This window comes from Xenorhabdus beddingii, from assembly GCF_002127545.1.
GTDB lineage: Bacteria > Pseudomonadota > Gammaproteobacteria > Enterobacterales > Enterobacteriaceae > Xenorhabdus > Xenorhabdus beddingii.
Genome location: NZ_MUBK01000003.1, coordinates 105,063 through 123,482, shown reverse-complemented (window position 1 = coordinate 123,482; position 18,420 = coordinate 105,063). Strand labels below are relative to the sequence as shown.

General features: G+C 40.9%; 11 protein-coding genes. 7 read left to right on the top strand and 4 right to left on the bottom strand.

The window, feature by feature from the left end; all coding sequences use genetic code 11:
* Positions 1-612 precede the first annotated feature (612 nt).
* The 4 genes from Xbed_RS02910 to Xbed_RS02895 form a co-directional block, all read right to left on the bottom strand.
* Positions 613-1,791: a MalY/PatB family protein gene (locus Xbed_RS02910; protein ID WP_086111452.1), complete on the bottom strand. Its 1,179-nt coding sequence runs from the start codon at positions 1,789-1,791 to the stop codon at positions 613-615.
* Positions 1,778-3,232, bottom strand: a complete 1,455-nt coding sequence (nhaC, locus tag Xbed_RS02905; protein WP_086111451.1) for a Na+/H+ antiporter NhaC — start codon at positions 3,230-3,232, stop codon at positions 1,778-1,780. Before nhaC ends, Xbed_RS02910 begins: the two co-directional genes overlap by 14 nt.
* A 40-nt stretch (positions 3,233-3,272) precedes the next feature.
* Complete coding sequence (locus Xbed_RS02900) at positions 3,273-4,274, bottom strand: LacI family DNA-binding transcriptional regulator (protein WP_086111450.1); 1,002 nt, start codon at positions 4,272-4,274, stop codon at positions 3,273-3,275.
* Between the two features lie 153 nt (positions 4,275-4,427).
* Positions 4,428-5,162: a PAS and helix-turn-helix domain-containing protein gene (locus Xbed_RS02895; protein WP_086111449.1), complete on the bottom strand. Its 735-nt coding sequence runs from the start codon at positions 5,160-5,162 to the stop codon at positions 4,428-4,430.
* Between the two features lie 866 nt (positions 5,163-6,028).
* Between Xbed_RS02895 and Xbed_RS02890 the strand changes: the two genes are divergently transcribed.
* From Xbed_RS02890 to Xbed_RS02860, 7 genes are all read left to right on the top strand, one after another.
* A complete protein-coding gene (locus tag Xbed_RS02890) occupies positions 6,029-9,160 on the top strand; it encodes a toxin VasX (RefSeq protein WP_086111448.1) in 3,132 nt (1,043 codons plus the stop codon).
* Positions 9,161-10,117, top strand: coding sequence for a hypothetical protein (locus tag Xbed_RS02885; protein ID WP_086111447.1), 957 nt, complete (start codon positions 9,161-9,163; stop codon positions 10,115-10,117).
* Between the two features lie 171 nt (positions 10,118-10,288).
* On the top strand, positions 10,289-11,269 hold the full coding sequence (locus tag Xbed_RS02880) for a hypothetical protein (RefSeq protein ID WP_086111446.1): 981 nt from the start codon (positions 10,289-10,291) through the stop codon (positions 11,267-11,269).
* Positions 11,270-11,439: 170 nt separating this feature from the next.
* Positions 11,440-12,420, top strand: coding sequence for a hypothetical protein (locus Xbed_RS02875; protein WP_086111445.1), 981 nt, complete (start codon positions 11,440-11,442; stop codon positions 12,418-12,420).
* A 1,023-nt stretch (positions 12,421-13,443) separates the two neighbouring features.
* Positions 13,444-15,186: a type VI secretion system baseplate subunit TssF gene (locus tag Xbed_RS02870; RefSeq protein ID WP_167371859.1), complete on the top strand. Its 1,743-nt coding sequence runs from the start codon at positions 13,444-13,446 to the stop codon at positions 15,184-15,186.
* 12 nt (positions 15,187-15,198) lie between these two features.
* Positions 15,199-17,208: a type VI secretion system tip protein TssI/VgrG gene (gene tssI, locus Xbed_RS02865; protein WP_086111443.1), complete on the top strand. Its 2,010-nt coding sequence runs from the start codon at positions 15,199-15,201 to the stop codon at positions 17,206-17,208.
* On the top strand, positions 17,208-18,419 hold the full coding sequence (locus tag Xbed_RS02860) for a DUF4123 domain-containing protein (protein WP_086111442.1): 1,212 nt from the start codon (positions 17,208-17,210) through the stop codon (positions 18,417-18,419). The genes tssI and Xbed_RS02860 overlap by 1 nt, the downstream gene beginning before the upstream one ends.
* The last annotated feature ends 1 nt before the right edge of the window (position 18,420 follow it).

Below are 18,420 nucleotides of genomic sequence, written 5' to 3'. Positions count from 1 at the left end.
GTTACCGCTTTGTTAGTTGTATTTTTAAATCTATTGGGTATAAAGATTTAATGTTGCTTATTTGCCTTAAGAGAAGTGATGTTCAGTAAAGTATTTCATACGCTTCCAACATTTCTAAAAACGATTACAATTTTCAAATATTATGTCGGTTGCAAAATAATCTGTTCGAGTGTTTGTTGTCCGATTTTTACTGATATTAATTAATATATGACCTTTTAGTCACTGAACTCACTTTTGCCATTCGGAGAATATTTGATTGTTCTTCGTCAAGATTAACGTTTTAGTCGCGATATTTTTAGTATTTTATACCAGCACCAACGCCAGGGAATAACCTGTAATATTATAAAAAAATTATCTTAAGAAGATATCAGTATTGTGTTTTTATTAACCAACCAGAAGGAAGGGAAGAAAGAATTATTGATCGTCACTGATTGGCACAGAGCTGATAGGGTAAATAAATTGCCTTTCTCAAACTTAGCACGAACGTTTCATACAAAAAGCAGTATAAGTGAACGAATTACTTGAAACTTTTCTTGCGAAAAGTTTCAAGTATTATCATAGGCTTAAAACAGAACGGTTTCTCGGATACCTTTGTATTTTATAATGTGAACTTTACGGTGTTAACTGGGCTAAACCCGCGATGGCTTCTTCAAGGTATTGACGGGGGCAACCTAAGTTGATGCGGATAAACCCTTGTCCTCTTTCGCCAAAACTGCATCCCATTGAAACGGCTATTTTGGCCTTTTGGATCAATACCTGTTGCAAGGTGCCATCATCCAAGCCCAAATCGCGACAATCCAGCCAGGCCAGATAGGTACCTTGCGCTTTGGTCATCCGGCACCAAGGGACGGAAGAGGCTAAAGCCTGTTCGAACCAGCGACGATTTTCAGCCAGATAATTTTGTAGGTTATCAAGCCATGCATCCCCATATTGGTAAGCGGCTGTAGCCGCAGTCATCGATAATGCATTGAATACATCTAATCCGTGGGCATTAAGCCTATCATTAAAGGCTTGTCGGAGAGCGGGGTCTGGAATGAGAAAGTTTGATATACGGAGCGATGAAAGCCCAAACGTTTTACTTGCTGAGGTGGCAGCAATAACATGACGATGCCATTCACTTCCAAGATGCAGTATTGAAGTGAATTTCTCCTGTGGCAAAATTAAATCAGCCCAAATTTCATCGGAAATGACCGTCGTACCGTATTTTTTGCAGAGCCCCAATAACTGGAGCAGTTCGTCACGATCCCAACACCGGCCAGTAGGATTGTGTGGGTTACATAACAAGAACAGAGGGGGTCGGTGTTGCTCCAGTAGCTGTTCCAGATGGGCGTAGTCAATTTTATAACCTTCCGGGCTTTCAAGAAGCGGGTTTTCAATGAGCACCCTGTCGTTCATTGCAATAATTTTGGCAAATGAAGAGTAATAAGGCCCTTGTACAATGACACCTTCTCCTGGTTTACTCAGCATCTGTATCAATAAAGCTAATCCGGGCAGGACACCCTCTATCGATGTGAACCAATCCCTGTGCAAGGTCAGTTGATGGCGTCTTGAAAACCAGTCTATGGCTGCCTGATAGTAAAGATCGTCGCGTTCGCTATAACCGAAAATACCGTGATCAATACGGGAAGACAGGGCTTGCCGGACTTCTTTGGGGCTTTGAAAATCAAAATCAGATACCCACATGGGGAGAAGGTCAGTTTTAGTTAAGTGTAGGTAACGATCTAAAAAATCCCACTTAACAGAACCTGTATTGTGGCGATCGATTATCTGGTTGAAATCAAATGATTCCACGTTGGTTTTCCTTTTTCTTCGGGGAGATTTCTGGTGTGGTTCTTGCAATACCGAAACCAGTAAAGCCATAGATGAGAGCAAAAAAGGCCGCAGCATAGCACTGGATAGCCCAAGGTAGTAGATCAAGCGTACTGACACCCAATGTCGTCGCCATGTAAATGCCAGCGGCAGTCCAAGGGATCAGGGGTTCAATGACAGTACAGCCATCTTCAATGGTTCGAGATAGATTTTTGTTGTCCAATCCCATCCGGCGATAAGCTCCTTTGAACAGTTCTGCCGGGATAAGAAGAGCCAGCTTTCCATCACAGGTTGCCCCAGTTAACAGAATGGTGGTGGCCAGGGTTGCCGCGATAAGTTGCCCGGTTGAGTGAACCGCTTTCAGAAGCTGGTTAATGATGATGTTCAGGGCACCCGTGAGTGTTAACGTGCCCGCAAACGCGAATGCACAAAATACAAGCAATATAGTACTCATCATGGAGAACATACCACCACGATTGAGCAGGCGGGGAACATCACTAACGATCCCGGTGATGTCGTGCACCTGACCAGAAAACATTGAGAGATTGAAACCATCAATTAACGCATTAAGCCCTTGTTTAAGCGTGAATCCCTGAAGCCCTACACCGATCGCAATCGCCAGTGTACAGGCAGCCAGCATGATGGGTATCACCGGCCGTCTTGTCATCGCTCCCCACAAAACCAGTAATGGTGGCAAAATCAGCAATAAATTGAAGTGATACAGGCTTTCAAGAGACTGAATGATGTCGGTGATTTTTTCGGGTGTTGCCGCGTTATCGGTTAGGCTGGTATGGCCTGCAATAAAATAAACAATGCTGGCTAAGACAAAACTTGGGAGAGTGGTATACATTAAATGTTGAATATGGCTGTAAAGATCGGTATCAGCAACGATGGCCGCGAAATTGGTTGAGTCAGATAACGGCGAGATTTTATCCCCGAAATATGCACCTGAAACCACCGCACCCGCTACTGCTGCCAAAGATACATCCAGGCCAGTGGCGACTCCCATTAGGGCGACACCGACTGTTCCGACTGCCCCCCATGATGTGCCGGTGCAAACTGAAATCACGCTGGTGATAAAGAAGGCGGCAATGAGTATGTATTGAGGGCTAATCAGCTTGAGTCCCCAGTAAACCATGTAAGGTATGGTTCCACTGAACATCCAGGTGCCAATTAAGCCCCCGACGCAAATCAGTATCATGATCACTGGCATGGCTTTGGCTAGCTTTGCCACAATGGCATCAATAATGTCATTCCAGCGATAGCCTTGCCAATAGGCTAAGGCGGCGGCTATTGCTGCGGAGACGAGCAAGAGGGATTCGATGCGTAGACCCAGTTGACCATAGCCAATAATCAGCAATAAGAGCATTGCAGCAATGGGCAGTACAGCCAGCCCCAAATTAAGTTTTTTCTTGTCATCCATATAAAAAATTCCAGTTTAATATAGGTTATTGAAATAAAAGTTATTCTATCAAAAAAACGGAATCTCTGATGACGAGCTCCGCTGAGAACATATTCATTTGTGGCGTGAGTTCTTTTTTGGCGCTGATTTGTAATGCCAGATGAGCCGCCCGTTGAGCCATTTGTTCGATCGGATTATGGATGGTGGTTAAGGGGGGATAGAGATACCGGGCAGTGACAATATCATCAAACCCAACGATCGACAGTTGTTCCGGTAAGTTGATTTTCCGCCGATGCAGGGAGCGCATCATGCCGGCCGCCATCACATCATTGAATGTGACTGCCGCAGTAAAGTTGACACCACTGTCCAGGAGCTTTTCCGCCGCCAGCTCCCCGCCTTTTTCGTTAAATGGAACGCTGATAACCCAATCACTGGGCACGATGATCCCGGCATTCGCCATCGCAGCATGATATCCCTCCAGACGGAGCCTTCTATCATTGATCGGGAGATCGGCGGTGACATAAGCAATTTTTCGATGACCATTTTGGAGAAGGTAATGGGTGGCAGTCTGAGAGGCACTGACATTATCCAACCAGATACACCGGTTGGCGATGGCCGGTAAATATCGATTGATAATCACTAACCCTGGAGTATGCGCCGCATAACGTAATATATCGGCATCGTTCATTCGGCTGACATGGGCCACTATTGCTTCACATCCTTGGTTGATTAAAAAATTCAGGGCAGATTGCTCAAGTTCAGCTTGATGCCCACCACTGCAAACCATTAACTTAGCCTCTTTTTGCCGGGCAATGTTTTCAGCTCCACGAGCCAAAAGGGAAAAAAAAGGGTCAGCCAAATTCCCTGTCAGCAAGCCCAACATATTCCCGCATCTTTTTGCTAAGGCAAGAGCTGCGGAATTACGGTGGTAGTTGAATTCCCGCATAGCTTTTTCTACCCGCTCACGGGTGCCCGGCTCGACGTAAGCGGTATTATTAATGACACGGCTGACAGTGGCTGCGGATACTCCAGCTCGATGTGCTACATCTTTCATAGTGGCCATGCGTTCTCCCCGGCAGTGATGCAATCCAAATGTGAAGTGAAATAATATCCCAATTTATTCATATTATCATGAGCGGTTTTGTAGACGTTATTTCAAGTGAATAATGGATGTTGATTTTTTTAACAATTTTCAGTAAATGGCTCTATATTACGCTTAATATAATAAAGCATGGTTTACAGATTTAAAATATTCAGGTGGAATATAGAGGTCATAATTATGTTTTTCACAAAACATTTTTAATTCAATGATTGAATTTATTGATAATTTTTCATAGATAACTTTAAAATACCTTTCCAGGGTACGACCTGAGATATTCATTTCTTTAGCAATGTTTTTATTGCTGACACCACGGCAAAATAAAAAAATCACCCGCCATTCTTTCTCTGTCAGTATATTATTTGGGTGATTAAGATTAATCGCTATAGAAGTATCATTTTTAATATAATGATGTACTGAAAAATGACTTATTTCTTTGGCATGGCAAATGATACCAATACATTGATTATTTTCATCCATTAACGGATATTTTTCACAAAAATAGGACTTGAGTTGTTGATCATTGTCTTGTTGAACATTGTTTTGTCGATCATTGTTTTGTTGATCACTGCCTTGCTGATCATTACGTTGAGAATAAGCACCGATAGAGGATATCCGTTGCATAGACTGCAAAACCTTACGGTCATGCTCTTCAAAGAGATGAACAAGATGGCTGAACGGCGTAGATAATTCTTGTTCAGTATATCCCCTGGGATCAAAGTGTTCAGGTAAATTATTTAAGTTAATAAACACCTTATTTGCGTATATAAAACGGAGTTTTTTATCTTTTACAAACCAGGATTCGTGACTTTTATCCCACATATTTGTTAACTGGGGGGTTATTTGACTCATATATAACCTTAAGTAATTATTGAATATAATTTACCCTTCGTCTTTCAAGTTGCAGCTTTGTTGGCTGCGCTTCCATGCCACCGCGATGTAACCTGTAATCTATTTTTTAACCACACAGTGAGCACTTCGGTGTGGGATAGGTCGTAACAGACAGGGTAACGAACTTATTCCAGATAGAATGTGAGAGGGGCTTGCTATTCATGTAATCGGTTTCATGAAGTGTAAAAATGTGACTTTTGTAGCGGTTTTTGATCTTGCTTATCATTAAGTCAGCAAAGTCGGTAGTCGTTATCGGCTCCATCGTGCGTAAATTAGTCAGTAAATGGGCTTACATTGAAGCAGGCTGAGGAATGAAATTTAACGTAATGTGATCAATGCCGCTTTTTTCAGAGGATTGCTGTCAATTCATTGTGTTAGGTTAACTTTTCTCGATTTTATATCCCAATATTTTAAATTTAAATTCTCATTTAGATTATTGTTCCGATTGAATGACGATTTGGACATAATAATGAAATTATTGTCGGAGGCTTCTGTTGTTATTGGCTGTTTTTTGTTTTGACATATTTTTATCATGGCTTAATATTTGAATTTGTCTTATTAATCAATACAGGGTTGTAGGTTATTTATTCTATATAAAACCCGTTTTATTTTAAATTTAACGCATCTGAACTGGGCTTTATCTTAAATTAACCTGTCATCCTGCTGTAAATGTAGTGGCTGTTTTTTCTATAGCTAAAATAATGCGAGTGGCAGCGGGCGTGGGAACCTGCATATGCAGGATCACAGGCACAAGAGATACGGGCGCTGAGTTGTTATGAGTATTGTTTTCAGCATCGGATTGCAAAATAACATAGGAAAAAAGAGAAATGGATATTGTTGATTCTATTGTCACGAAAACCGGTGAGGCTGTTGATACAGCAGGGAAAGCCATTGATGGCGCGTTTGAAAAGATAGTTGATGAGGCGAGGGCACGTATACCCCATGAGTTGGACATGGATACCGTTATCAGGCCCTGTGACGTCAATATCCGGCCGGTTTATCCGGTCAGATACGCCTATATGAATTTTTTTGGTGACAACTGGGTAAATGCTCAATTACCACCGCCAATCAGTACGTTTATTGATCCTTATGATAATTCATTAAATGCAAGCGTTTTAGGGGGCTATAGCATCCGAATGCCAAGACCGGGTTGGATCTATGTCAAAGAAGAAGGATCAATTAAAACCCGGGGTTCCCAACATGAAGGTAAGTTATTGATTTTCAAATTCAGCCCTGAGATTGTTACATTAGGGGGCAAAAGGGGGATGGTCACAAAATACACCAAATATGAGCAAAAATCCGGAAGCTCATCATGGGAAGAAATCCAGCCTGTCAGCGGTACTGCGGGATTAGGCTATCCTTTTCTGGCGATTGACAAAGATGTGACCCAAATCAGCATTATTTACAGTGAAGTCGAGCTGGCTAAATCTGTCCTGAACAAAATAGATAATGATAAAAACTTCCGTAAGCATGCGATGCAATTTGTGGATTTTGACAGTGAGGCATCAGATTATGCCATTGATGCCAAACAAGAACATTTTGACGGATTAGTGGAAGATTTCAAAGATCCTGAAAAACAATTTCAGGTATACAAAAATCAATTATCCGATCCGCTGTTACAATCTGCTGATTTGGGGGATATCACGACGGAAGGCAGCTTTTTCATGGATGCAGACATGGAAATGCGTTATATAGACAGTCTTATCTGTCCTTATTACAAAGATAAAGCCAAGATTGTGGTATTGCATGATCCTGTGGGATATCAGCGTGATATTTTAATGATGTATACGTTACTTAATCTTTGGGAGCTAAACTATAGTGCAACTAATATGTATCCTCTTACGATAGGAAATTTTGTTGAGATATTAGCTGCATCAAAAAATGAAGCAGTCAAAAAATATGTTGAGGAGTGTATTCACCAAGAAAATTGGAAAACTTGGTGGCCTAAATTGACTGCTCCAATTAAGAGTTTAAAAGATAGAAAGAAAGAGATTCTTGAGTTATATAAACATTTCTTTGAAAGTGAAATGATCGCAGGTCAATTAGGTGGGCTTACCCATTACGTTGAAAATTTTTTCTCTCTATCTGATAAAAAAGACATTTATACTGAAGATGACGCAAAAGAATTTGAACGATTCTGCATATTACAAGCCGAACTAATTGAACCTCTAAACCATTCGGAAGAGGGATTGTTGGCAATGGAAAGTATTATTGCAGGTCCATTGGCTATAGCAGGAAATAGCGTATGGGATGTTGCCCTCAATGGAATAGTGAATTCATTGGGCCATGATGGTGTTGATAAAGGTTCCATTGCAAAGTTCCTCAATCGAGGAATAGATATAATGCTCAGTGTTGTTGGTAATTTATTGGCTAGACTTTATGTATTTACAACAGAATTATCATATAAAGGAATATTGCACTTACATGTATTGAGTGTTAAACAGATAACGCATAAACTTGTTCCTAAAATCTTACACTATTTGGGGCTTGAAATAATGCAAGGGCAATATTTAGAGTTAACTGAAAAAGAGTATTATAAGTTTCTGAAAAAAATTGAAGAATATGAAAATCAAGGTGTGTCAGGAAAAATTAAGAAAGGTATGACCCATGCTGAGTCTGGCCTGAAAAGGATTGTAGGCAAAAAAGTGTTTGATTGGTCTAACAAATTGGATAATTACAATAATAATATAAAGATAAAAATACCGCTGGTTAAATTTAAAAGACCTGAATTAAATCTCCAGTTTAAGTTTTTTTATAATGCAAATAAGTCTGCTGGTTACTTATTGAGTTCTGGCTTAAGTGGCCTGGATTTATTTATGAAGAGTTATGTGTTATATAAATTAACATCAATGTCTCGTTTCGATAAAAATGCACCATTTAACGCAAACAGACTTCCTTATTATTATGTTGCAAGCTATGTGAATACTATATTAGGAGGATTAATTGCTGCAAAAGGTGTTTCCGCTATTGGTGGAGATGCTGTTAAATTTGCAGCTAGATTGGCGGGTAAATTGAATAGCCCCGCAGTAAAAGCATTATTGGACTCTGCATCACGCAGGCTTATGTTAGAAAGTGCTTTAATAACAAAATGGGTAAATGGTGGATTAATTGCTACCGGATTTGTGAGTGGAGCACTTTCTTATTATGATGCATACAACTCTTTTGGTATTGGTAATGATAAAGAGGCTTATTCTCATATTGCAGTAGGTACAGGATCAATAGTGATGGCTGTAGGATGGTCCATAGCGGTAGCAACGTCGGAAGTGACTTTTGGCATCAGTCTTCTGATTGCGATAGGAGCTTCACTCATGCTTGGTGGAACATTTGCAGCTATCTACTTCAATTGGGTAGATTTGGAAACGTTGTTAAAGAACTGCTTTTGGGGGAATGGAGAGAAGTATGCTTTTTGGAGTAAAGATAAAGATCGTCCATCCTTAGATGATCAATTTTTCGAAATAAAAAGTGCAGACGAAATAATTAATAATGCATATTGGGTTGAGAAACAAGAATTTTTAAATATTTTTATTAAACCAATGTTAAAGATTGAAAATAATAAACAAGGAAATATAATTTATAAATTTATATTGCCTAACTTCAAATGGGGGGAATCAGATATATATTATGAAGTTATTCCATCTAATTTGTCAGATGGTTATAGTGATCCGGATGCGTCAATAACTGAACGTAGTTATGGTAGATATCATTATTCTGTGGTGAAAAATAAGTTTGATAAAGCAATAAATATTGCTTGTGAAAATCGTAATAATCTAATTTATGATGAGAAAAGTGGTTTCACCACACTCACTGTAGAGGTAGAAAAACAATATTCTGCGTATATGAAAGTTTTTTGGTATTATAAACCAATAAGAGATATTGTTTCTCCTCTTCACTATAAGTGGGGAAAAGAACCAACGTTGGGAAATGCGGTTTATGGATATGAAGATGAGGTATTACGTTAAATGAAAAAAATATTTAAAAAACTTTTTAGAGTGAAAGCTCCATCAACAGAACCTTTGTTTTCATTTGGTGATCCTGTTCTGGAAGAAAAGATAATTCTTCTGGATAATAAAACTGTAAAACGTGCAGATTTTTTGGATGCGATAAATAGCAAGGAGTGTCATTTTCGTCATAATCTTATCAGAGCAAGAAAAGAAGTTATAGTACCTGTGATGATTGGGTTTATGTTAGCTTTTGGATTTTTCATTAATAACTTTGTTAAGGCATGGGATGCTAACGAAAAGCATTTTCTTTGGTCTGTTAAAAATGCAAAAAAATTTTATGGGGAGCAATTTTATTTAAATCCTAAGGCACCTGCATATACTAAATCATTACAAGTGATATCAGATGAAAAAAAGGTATCATTATTAAAATATCTCTATATTAAATATTCTAATGATAGCTATTATGGTGAAGAAAGGGCTAGGCGATATCTGATTATAGATGCTAGCTTTGGATTATTCTTCCTTAGTGCCAATATTCTTCTTGTCAGCATCTTTTTAAGATTGCGTAAACCTGCAAATTTCATTATTGATCATGAAAGACAACTTTTTTACACCTGGAAAAGAGGGAAGGTGTATGTATCTCGCTATAAAGAATTAGGCGTGGCGTTTACTAATAATATTTTGCATTTTAAATGTCATGGGTTAAACGAAAAGAATGAACTGACACATCAGTTTTTTATCCCTTATCTTAGCCTTTTCAACTCAGACAAGGAAAAAATATATATTTTGGCATTTATGTCGAAATATTTATTACAAGGAAAGGAGTCTGTCAGTTCAGTTGATTTTAAACGTCAAGAGCGATTGCCGTGGTTACGTAAGCAAATAAAACCCGCAGATTGGGAAGCTCAGATTACGGCAATCTTAGCTGAATTGGATAGGCTTGGGCCACCGAAAGGAGCTACGGATCCTAAATAATAGCGGGAAAAAATAGTCATATAGTGAGTGATTTTTTTATTCCAAAAATAGCACCGAAGAATGTTTTAATTATCTCGGTGCTAAGTTTAAATTTTAAAAATATATTTAATCGACACGATAATGGATAAAGTGATCTGATGTTATGAGTATTATGATGAGGAATGGTGCTAAATGATAAACTCAATAAAAAAGTGGCTAACCAAAAAAACTAAAACCAAAGTCAACCCTAATATCAGAATTAGCCGGCTCTCAACCGTGGGTGATCCTTTTTTGGATGAAGATATTGGCATGCTGGATAAAGAGCAAATAAAGGCAGAGGGTTTTATTGATTTCATTAATGAAAAAAAATGTGAAATTCGATATGGAAGAAGTAATTATCGTGAAAAAATTTTACTGGCTTCTTTAGCCGGCTTTTTATTAGGGTTTTGTTTTTTTATTGATGATTTTATTACATCATGGAAAGCGAATGAAAAATTTCATTTGAGAATTGTTAGTAGTATTAAAGAGAGATATGGAGAAGATTTTTATCTAAATCCTAAATTACCCGATAATGATAAAGTTTATGAGTATATTTCCAATGCAAAGCATATCTCTTTCCCTCAATATTTTTATATTCATTATACGGATAGTGGTTTTTACAATAAATCACGTGTTCGAAATTGGTTGTTACTCGATGGTGGTTTTTTCCTATTTTCTATTACAATGATTTTAATTCATTTATGGGTGTTTTCTTTACTTCGTAAAATATCCCCGCTGGTTATTGATCGGGAAAAACAACTGTTTTATAGCTGGCGTAGAGGGAAAATGTATGTTGCGCGTTACTCGCAGGTAGATATTGTTAATCTCCATGATATTTTGTATTTGAGAGTGTATGGATTTGACAAGAATAATAAACTGATGATTTATGATTTTGAGCTTGAAATTCCGCATTTACCGGATGATATAGTCAGCAAGAAATATTTATTGGCTTTTATGGCAAAATATTTGATAAAAGGAAAGGGCTCTGTCAGTTCAGTGGATTTTGAGCGTCGTCCACACCTGTTTCCTTTGTGTAAAAATCCAAAACCCGCAGATTGGGAAGCTCAGATTACGGCAATTTTAGCTGAATTGGATAGGCTTGGGCCACCGAAAGGGGCTACGGATCCTAAATAATAGTGGGGAAAAAATAGTCATATAGTGAGTGTTTTTTATTCCAAAAATAGCACCGAAGAATGTTTTAATTATCCCGGTGCTAAGTTTAAATTTCAAAAATATATTTAATCGACACGATAATGGATAAAGTGATCTGATGTTATGAGTATTATGATGAGGAATGGTGATAAATGATCAACTCAATAAAAAAGTGGCTAACCAAAAAGGCTAAAACCAAAGTCAACCCTAATATCAGAATTAGCCGGTTCTCAACCGTGGGTGATCCTTTTTTGGATGAAGATATTGGCATACTGGATAAAGAGCAAATAAAGGCAGAGGGTTTTATTGATTTCATTAATGAAAAAAAATGTGAAATTCGATATGGAAGAAGTAATTATCGTGAAAAAATTTTACTGGCTTCTTTAGCCGGTTTTTTATTAGGGTTTTATTTTTTTATTGATGACTACATTATATCATGGAATGCTAATGAGAATTCTTATTTAAGAGTTGTTAGTAATATTAAAGAGAGATATGGGGAGAGTTTTTATCTAAATCCTAAATTGCCAGATGATTTTAAAATTTACGAGTATATTGCTGATGCAAAGAATATCTCTTTTTTTCAATATCTTAATATTCGTTATTCGGATAATGGTTTTTATAGTAAATCGACTGCTCGAAAAGATTTGTTACTCGATGGTGGTTTTTTCCTATTTTCTATTACAATGATTTTAATTCATTTATGGGTGTTTTCTTTACTTCGTAAAATATCCCCGTTGGTTATTGATCGGGAAAAACAACTGTTTTATAGCTGGCGTAGAGGGAAAATGTATGTTGCGCGTTACTCGCAGGTAGATATTGTTAATCTCCATGATATTTTGTATTTAAGAGTGTATGGATTTGACAAGAATAATAAACTTATGATTTATGATTTTGAGCTTGAAATTCCGCATTTACCGGATGATATAGTCAGCAAGAAATATTTATTGGCTTTTATGGCAAAGTATTTGATAAAAGGAAAGGGATCTGTCAGTTCAGTGGATTTTGAGCGTCGGCCACGCCTGTTTCCTTTGTGTAAAAATCCAAAACCTGCAGATTGGGAGGCTCAAATTACGGCAATTTTAGCTGAATTGGATAGGCTTGGGCCACCGAAAGGGGCTACGGATCCTAAATAATAGTGGGAAAAAATAGTCATATAGTGAGTGATTTTTTATTCCAAAAATAGCACCGAAGAATGTTTTAATTATCCCGGTGCTAATTTTAAAGTTTGAAATTTAATATTTAAACGATACCAAGAGTGGTGAAATTAGCCAGTATTTAAGAATGTGGTTACTACCTGTGATGATTGGATTTTTTTAATCACAGAGTGAGCGCTATGGTGTGGAAGGGATCATAACAGACAGGGTAACGAATTTATGTTAGATAGAATGTGAGAGGCGCTTGCTATTCATTTAATCGGTTTCATGAAGTAGGAAAATATGACTTTTGTCGCGGTTTTTGATCTTGCTTATCATTGAGTCAGCAAAGGCGGTAGCCGTTAGCTTGCTTCATTGTGCGTCAATTAGTCAGTCAATGGGCTTAAATTGCAGCAGACTGAGTAAAGACTTGTTGGTTATTATTTGACGGGTTTTTGCATAATGCACTAATTTCTATATTATAAGTTTATAATTGTTATTAATTCAATGTTATTAATCATCTGTTGGAATTTTATTTTGGCATCTGTTTTTTATTTTTCACAGAGTGAAATTTAACGTAATGTGATCAATGCCTCTTTTTTCAGTGGATTGCAGTCAATTCATTGTGTTAGGTTAACTTTTCTCGATTTTATATCCCAATGTTTTAAATTCAATTTCTAATTTAGCTTATTATTCCGATTGAATGAAAATTTGGACATGATAATGAAATTATTGTCGGAGATTTCTGGCGTTATTGGCTGTTTTTTGTTTTGACATATTTTTGCCATGACTTAACATTTGAACTTATCTTTTAATCAATAAAGGCTTATAGGTTGTTTATTCTATATAAAACCCGTTTTATTTTAAATTTAGCACATCTGAGATTGGCTTTATCTTAAATTAACCTGTTATCCCGCTGTAAAGAGGGTGGCTGTTTTTTCTATTACCTGTTTCATCTTATTTAAGCCAGAGATGAGAACGGGCACGACGTGTCGCTTGGCTTTAAAGGAAAAGGAGTGAGTGGTGAATTCGTTTGAATATTATTATCAGTGGGAACTTGATTACCTGAGGCAACGGGGAAAAATAGTGAGCGAGGAGAATCCGCATCTCAGAGATACGTTCAGCGGGCGAGATCCTGATGTGGAAAGGCTGAATGAAGGTTTTGCCGCACTGATGGCGCGTTTGGGTCAGAAAGTGAATGATGCATTTCCTGAATTAACCCAACCGTTATTGCAAAGATTGCGGGCACAGCCGCTGAAAGGCATTCCTGCCACCAGCATTATTCAATTCGATAGTGGAGCACGGGGGGATTTCGATTTTTCCATTCCTGCCGGAACGGAAGTTTATACCTATAACCGACAACCCTATGTGACTTGCCGTGAATGTGCCATTGTGCCGCTAACGCTGGTATCACGTGAAATTATGCATCAGGTGAAAACTACCAGAATCACCTTGAATTTCCGCTATGTCGGCAAAGAAGAAGAGTGGTTAACTCAACCCGTTAGCCTGTTTTTGAGCAGTGATGAAGTCGTGTCTGATACATTGATGCTGGGGTTGAGCCAGCATTATTGCGGTGCTGAATTGCATCACAATGGGCAAGTTTATCAAGCCCATTGGAAGCGATTTGAACCCCGCTCAGGGGCCTCCCGGTTGGTTTTGTCTTCTGCTGTGGGAGATAACTGGGCACCACAATTGCTGGTGGAATCGTTCTATTTACCGCATGTCAACCAATTCCTGAATTTGCCGTTACCCACCATGACCCATCGGCTGAAACTGGCAGAACATCGCGAATTTAGTGTCGTACTGACATTGGATACCCTTCTGCCGTTGTCAGCAGAACAAATATCCACCGCATTCCAGCTTCATTGTGCGCCAGTGGTCAACATAGTGCGAAACAGCCAGATCACCCTTCCTTTTGCCGCCGGGACAGCCCGTTATTGCTTACCCTTGGCTCCAACACAAGGCGTTCTGCATATCGCAGGCATTGAATTAAAAAGCGAGCCAAATACAGAAGAAGAAATCCGGGGAAATGAATACTTATTCTATCCGGTCAGCCTGCTTACCGGCATGGAACGTTATCACCCTGAATATGATAATGCTTGGTTTTATGCCCTTGAAATAACGAGTGATGCACTGGGTAAGATTCAGTACCAATTGGTGTTCTATGACAGTAAGGCGCAACTCATGCGGGAGCCGCCTGAATGTGAATTCATCTGCCATTTTTATGGTTTTGAGCTGAATCAGGCTCCGCTGGCGTTGGGGGAGATTTGTTTAAGTGGGGAGAAGGTCCCCGAAGTCTTCCAACTGAAAAATATCACACCGACTTCACACACTTACCCACCCATTATGGATAGCCGCCGTCACTGGAATTTACTGTCGCATTATTCTGTAGGTAGCTATTTGTTGGAGATGACGGCTTCAGTCAAACAGTGGTTACAAGATTTTGACCTGTATACGGACAGTGACCGCTCAAGCAGCCGAAATATTCGTCGCATGATCGATGGCATCACCAGTATAGACGCAAAATGGGGTGACAGGCTGATTAGGGACAGGCCGGTCCGTTGTCTGATGATCACTCTGGTATTGGATGAAACCGCTTATACCCATGCCGGTGAAATGTATCGTTTTGCCAATTCCCTCTATCAATTTTTCCCATTCTGCCTTGCCCAGGGCTCGTGGCTGAGAATGTGCGTGATTAGCCAGCCCTCGGGCACGGAATGGTATCTGGCCCCGTCAATGATTCAAGGTTATCGCTCAATTATGTAAGGAGTTTCTACAATGGATGGATTAGTTTTTACCTGTCAGATCGGCGCATTATCCAAGACCACTTTTCAGGTGGTGGATTTCAGCTTGCAGGAAGGGCTGTCGCAGCTTTTTCATTTGACCATGACCGTCGTGAGTGCCTCTGACAACGTGGCATTGAGTGAACAATTGGGAGCCAGCGCCTCCCTGACGGTTATGCGTAATGGTGTCATTGAACGCACCGTCAATGGCGTCGTGGCGGGGGCGGAACAGGGCAATACCGATGGCCGGCAAACCTATTACACTTTTATTATCCGCCCGGAAATGTGGTTGATGACACTCAATCAGGACAGCCGGATTTTCCACCACCAATCTGTGCCCGATATTCTCAATCAATTACTGAAAGAGCACCGCATCAAGGCAGACAGCAAGTTTTACAACGACCACCAACAACATTCGATACGGGAATATATCACTCAGAAACGTGAATCTGCCTATGATTTTTGGTGCCGGCTGGCAGCCGAAGAAGGCATCATGTTTTGGTCTGAAGAGGAAAAACTTTTTTACAGCAATTCCCATCTTGGCATGTTGGCCGCGCTGACCCTGACTTATAACGCCCAACCGAACACGGATGACAGCGATTCAACCGCTTGGCAGTGGAATTATGGCGAATATCTGTGCCCGGATGAGACGATCCACAAGGATAATAACTTCCTTCGGCCTTCCTATCCCCTGCAACATGCTGCGGCATTGGAAAACGGTGGCAATCGTTCTGTATTTGAAAGTTATGGACGCTTTCAAATGGATGCCGAAGGCCGTCCCTTTACCCAATTGCGTCTGGAACAGTTGCAGAACCAAAGCAAAGTCGGCAAGGCAAATACCAACTGCATCAAATTGCGGCCGGGGCGAATTTTTCTCCTGCAATCTCATCCGATTGCTGCCATGAATGATCGCTGGCAGGTGGTCAGCGTGACGCATCATGGCCGTCAGCCACAGGCTTCCGGGGATGCGGGAGAAGGAACCACACTGACCAACACCGTTTCCTTTATTCCGGGGCGACAGGATTGGCGTCCGCCATTCCGTTACAAGCCATTGGCGGATGGGGATGAAGTGGCAACGGTCGTCGGGCCGGAAGGTGAAGAAATCTACGTTGATAAACAGGGTGCCATCAAAGTTCATTTCCATTGGAACCGCTATGACGAAGCGGATGATCGCGCTTCCTGCTGGGTGCGTGTTGCGCAGGGCTGGAACGGTGATGGCTATGGTTTTATGGCCATTCCACGCGTGGGTCAGGAAGTGATAATTTCCTACCTCAATGGGGATATCGATCGTCCGCTCGTCACAGGTTGTACTTACAACGGACGTAACCGCCCACCGTTGGACTTACCCGCCGAAAAAACCCGCACGACCTTTAAAACGCAGACCCATAAAGGGGAAGGCTTTAACGAACTGCGCTTTGAAGATGCCAAAGGGAGTGAAGAGATTTATATCCACGCCCAGAAAGATCAGCTTATTCAGATTAACCACGATAAAACCCAGCGTGTCGGCCACGATGAAAGCCATCATGTGCTGAATGACCGTAAACATGAAGTGGGTAATGATGAATTCATTCGGATCATGCATGAACAGCACATCCAGGTTGACCTGAACCAGTTTGAAACCATCACCAAAGATCGCAAGACCCGCATTAACAACAACTGGCAGGAAAATATCTTTGCAGATCACCGGCAAGAAGTGGGACGGGACAAAACCGCCAGAATCAACAACAACTATACTCTGAATGTCGTCAACAACATCCAGAGCCTGACGAAAGTCCATACCCTACAGGCCAGCGAATCCGTGCTGATCAAAGGCAAGGCGGGGTCGATTAAGCTGGATGGTGCCGGGGTGACGATCACCGGAAAAATCACCCTGCAAGGGGATGTGTCGGTCACGGGGGGGAGCCCGGGTTCAGTGCCTTCTTTAGACGGTTCGGCCAATGAAGGCTTGGCAATGGCCGAAGATTGCCGGGAAAAAGCCAAAAAGCTCAAGGAGTCATCTGAATAATGTCTTGGTTACCCGATTGTTCTGAGTACTGGGTGGTGGATTATTCGTTCACGACCCAAGAGGGTGAACAGTTCTCTGCACAGGCGATGATCCATGCCAAAAGTGAGCGTCAGGCGCTTTCTGAGCTGGTGGAATATTTGCTGAATGCCGGGCACTCGCCCGGCCAATACCACGCCATTCAGCCATTGCTGGATTACCTCACGACCACTTCCCGGCAGGAACTGCCGTTATTGCGACACTTCCGGCAAGGGCAGGAACCGGGAGAGCGGGTGATATCGCTGAACGAACGTAATAACAGTTCACCTCTGCCTGTAGAGCGGGGTGCATTGCAATTCGCCGTTGCAGATAGCATGCCGGAAAAATCCCAGACGAAATATCGTTATGCTGTGTTGGATGCTGCGGTTTATCGTCAGGTGACGGGCAGTTTTCTTATCGCTGATCTGATGGTTTCCAACCTGCGTTGGGAAAGTTTGTTTCAGGGGGAAACACAAGTCACTTTGGAAGACAGCGCCCCTTATCTGGTGGAATTAACGGAAAATGAGGCGGTGTACTCCCGTTTCCGGCAGACGATTACCCGACCGGCGGCATCTGCCTTGGGCATTTTTATTGACAGCGACCAGCCTTTTAGTGTGTTACGTAACCACTTGCGTAAATTCACTTATCTGAAAAATGAACAGCAGCAAACATGGATGTTCTATCGGTTCTACGTTCCACTGGGATTAATTCCACTACTGAAAAGTTTGCCTGATGAGCAGTTGATGCACTTTATGCATCCAATCAAAAACGTCGGGTATTTCGATCCCCAGACCGCGCAGTATTACGCTTTATCCCTGGCTGAAAATGTGCCGGATAGGGATAAAACGGCCCCGGTGATCCTCAATCCAATTTTAATAACGAGTCTTGCAGAACAAACCCAGCAGCGTGCACTTGGTCAAATAGTGACGTTTATCGAAGAGACACAACCTGAGCTTTCACCACAGCAGAAAGCACAACTACCTGCTTTTGTACTGCAACAGAGTAACCTGGCTTGTCTGGCCGGATTTGCCCATCAGCGTTCCGTTCTTTATCTGGTCGCCGCCAGAAGTCTGGCTCGCCATGATGAGGAACTGTGGCAGCAGGCGTGGGAGCATGCATGTGCGGGATCACAGGCACAAGAGGTACGGGCGCTGAGTTGTTATGAATATTGTTTTCAGCATCGGATTGCAAAATAAC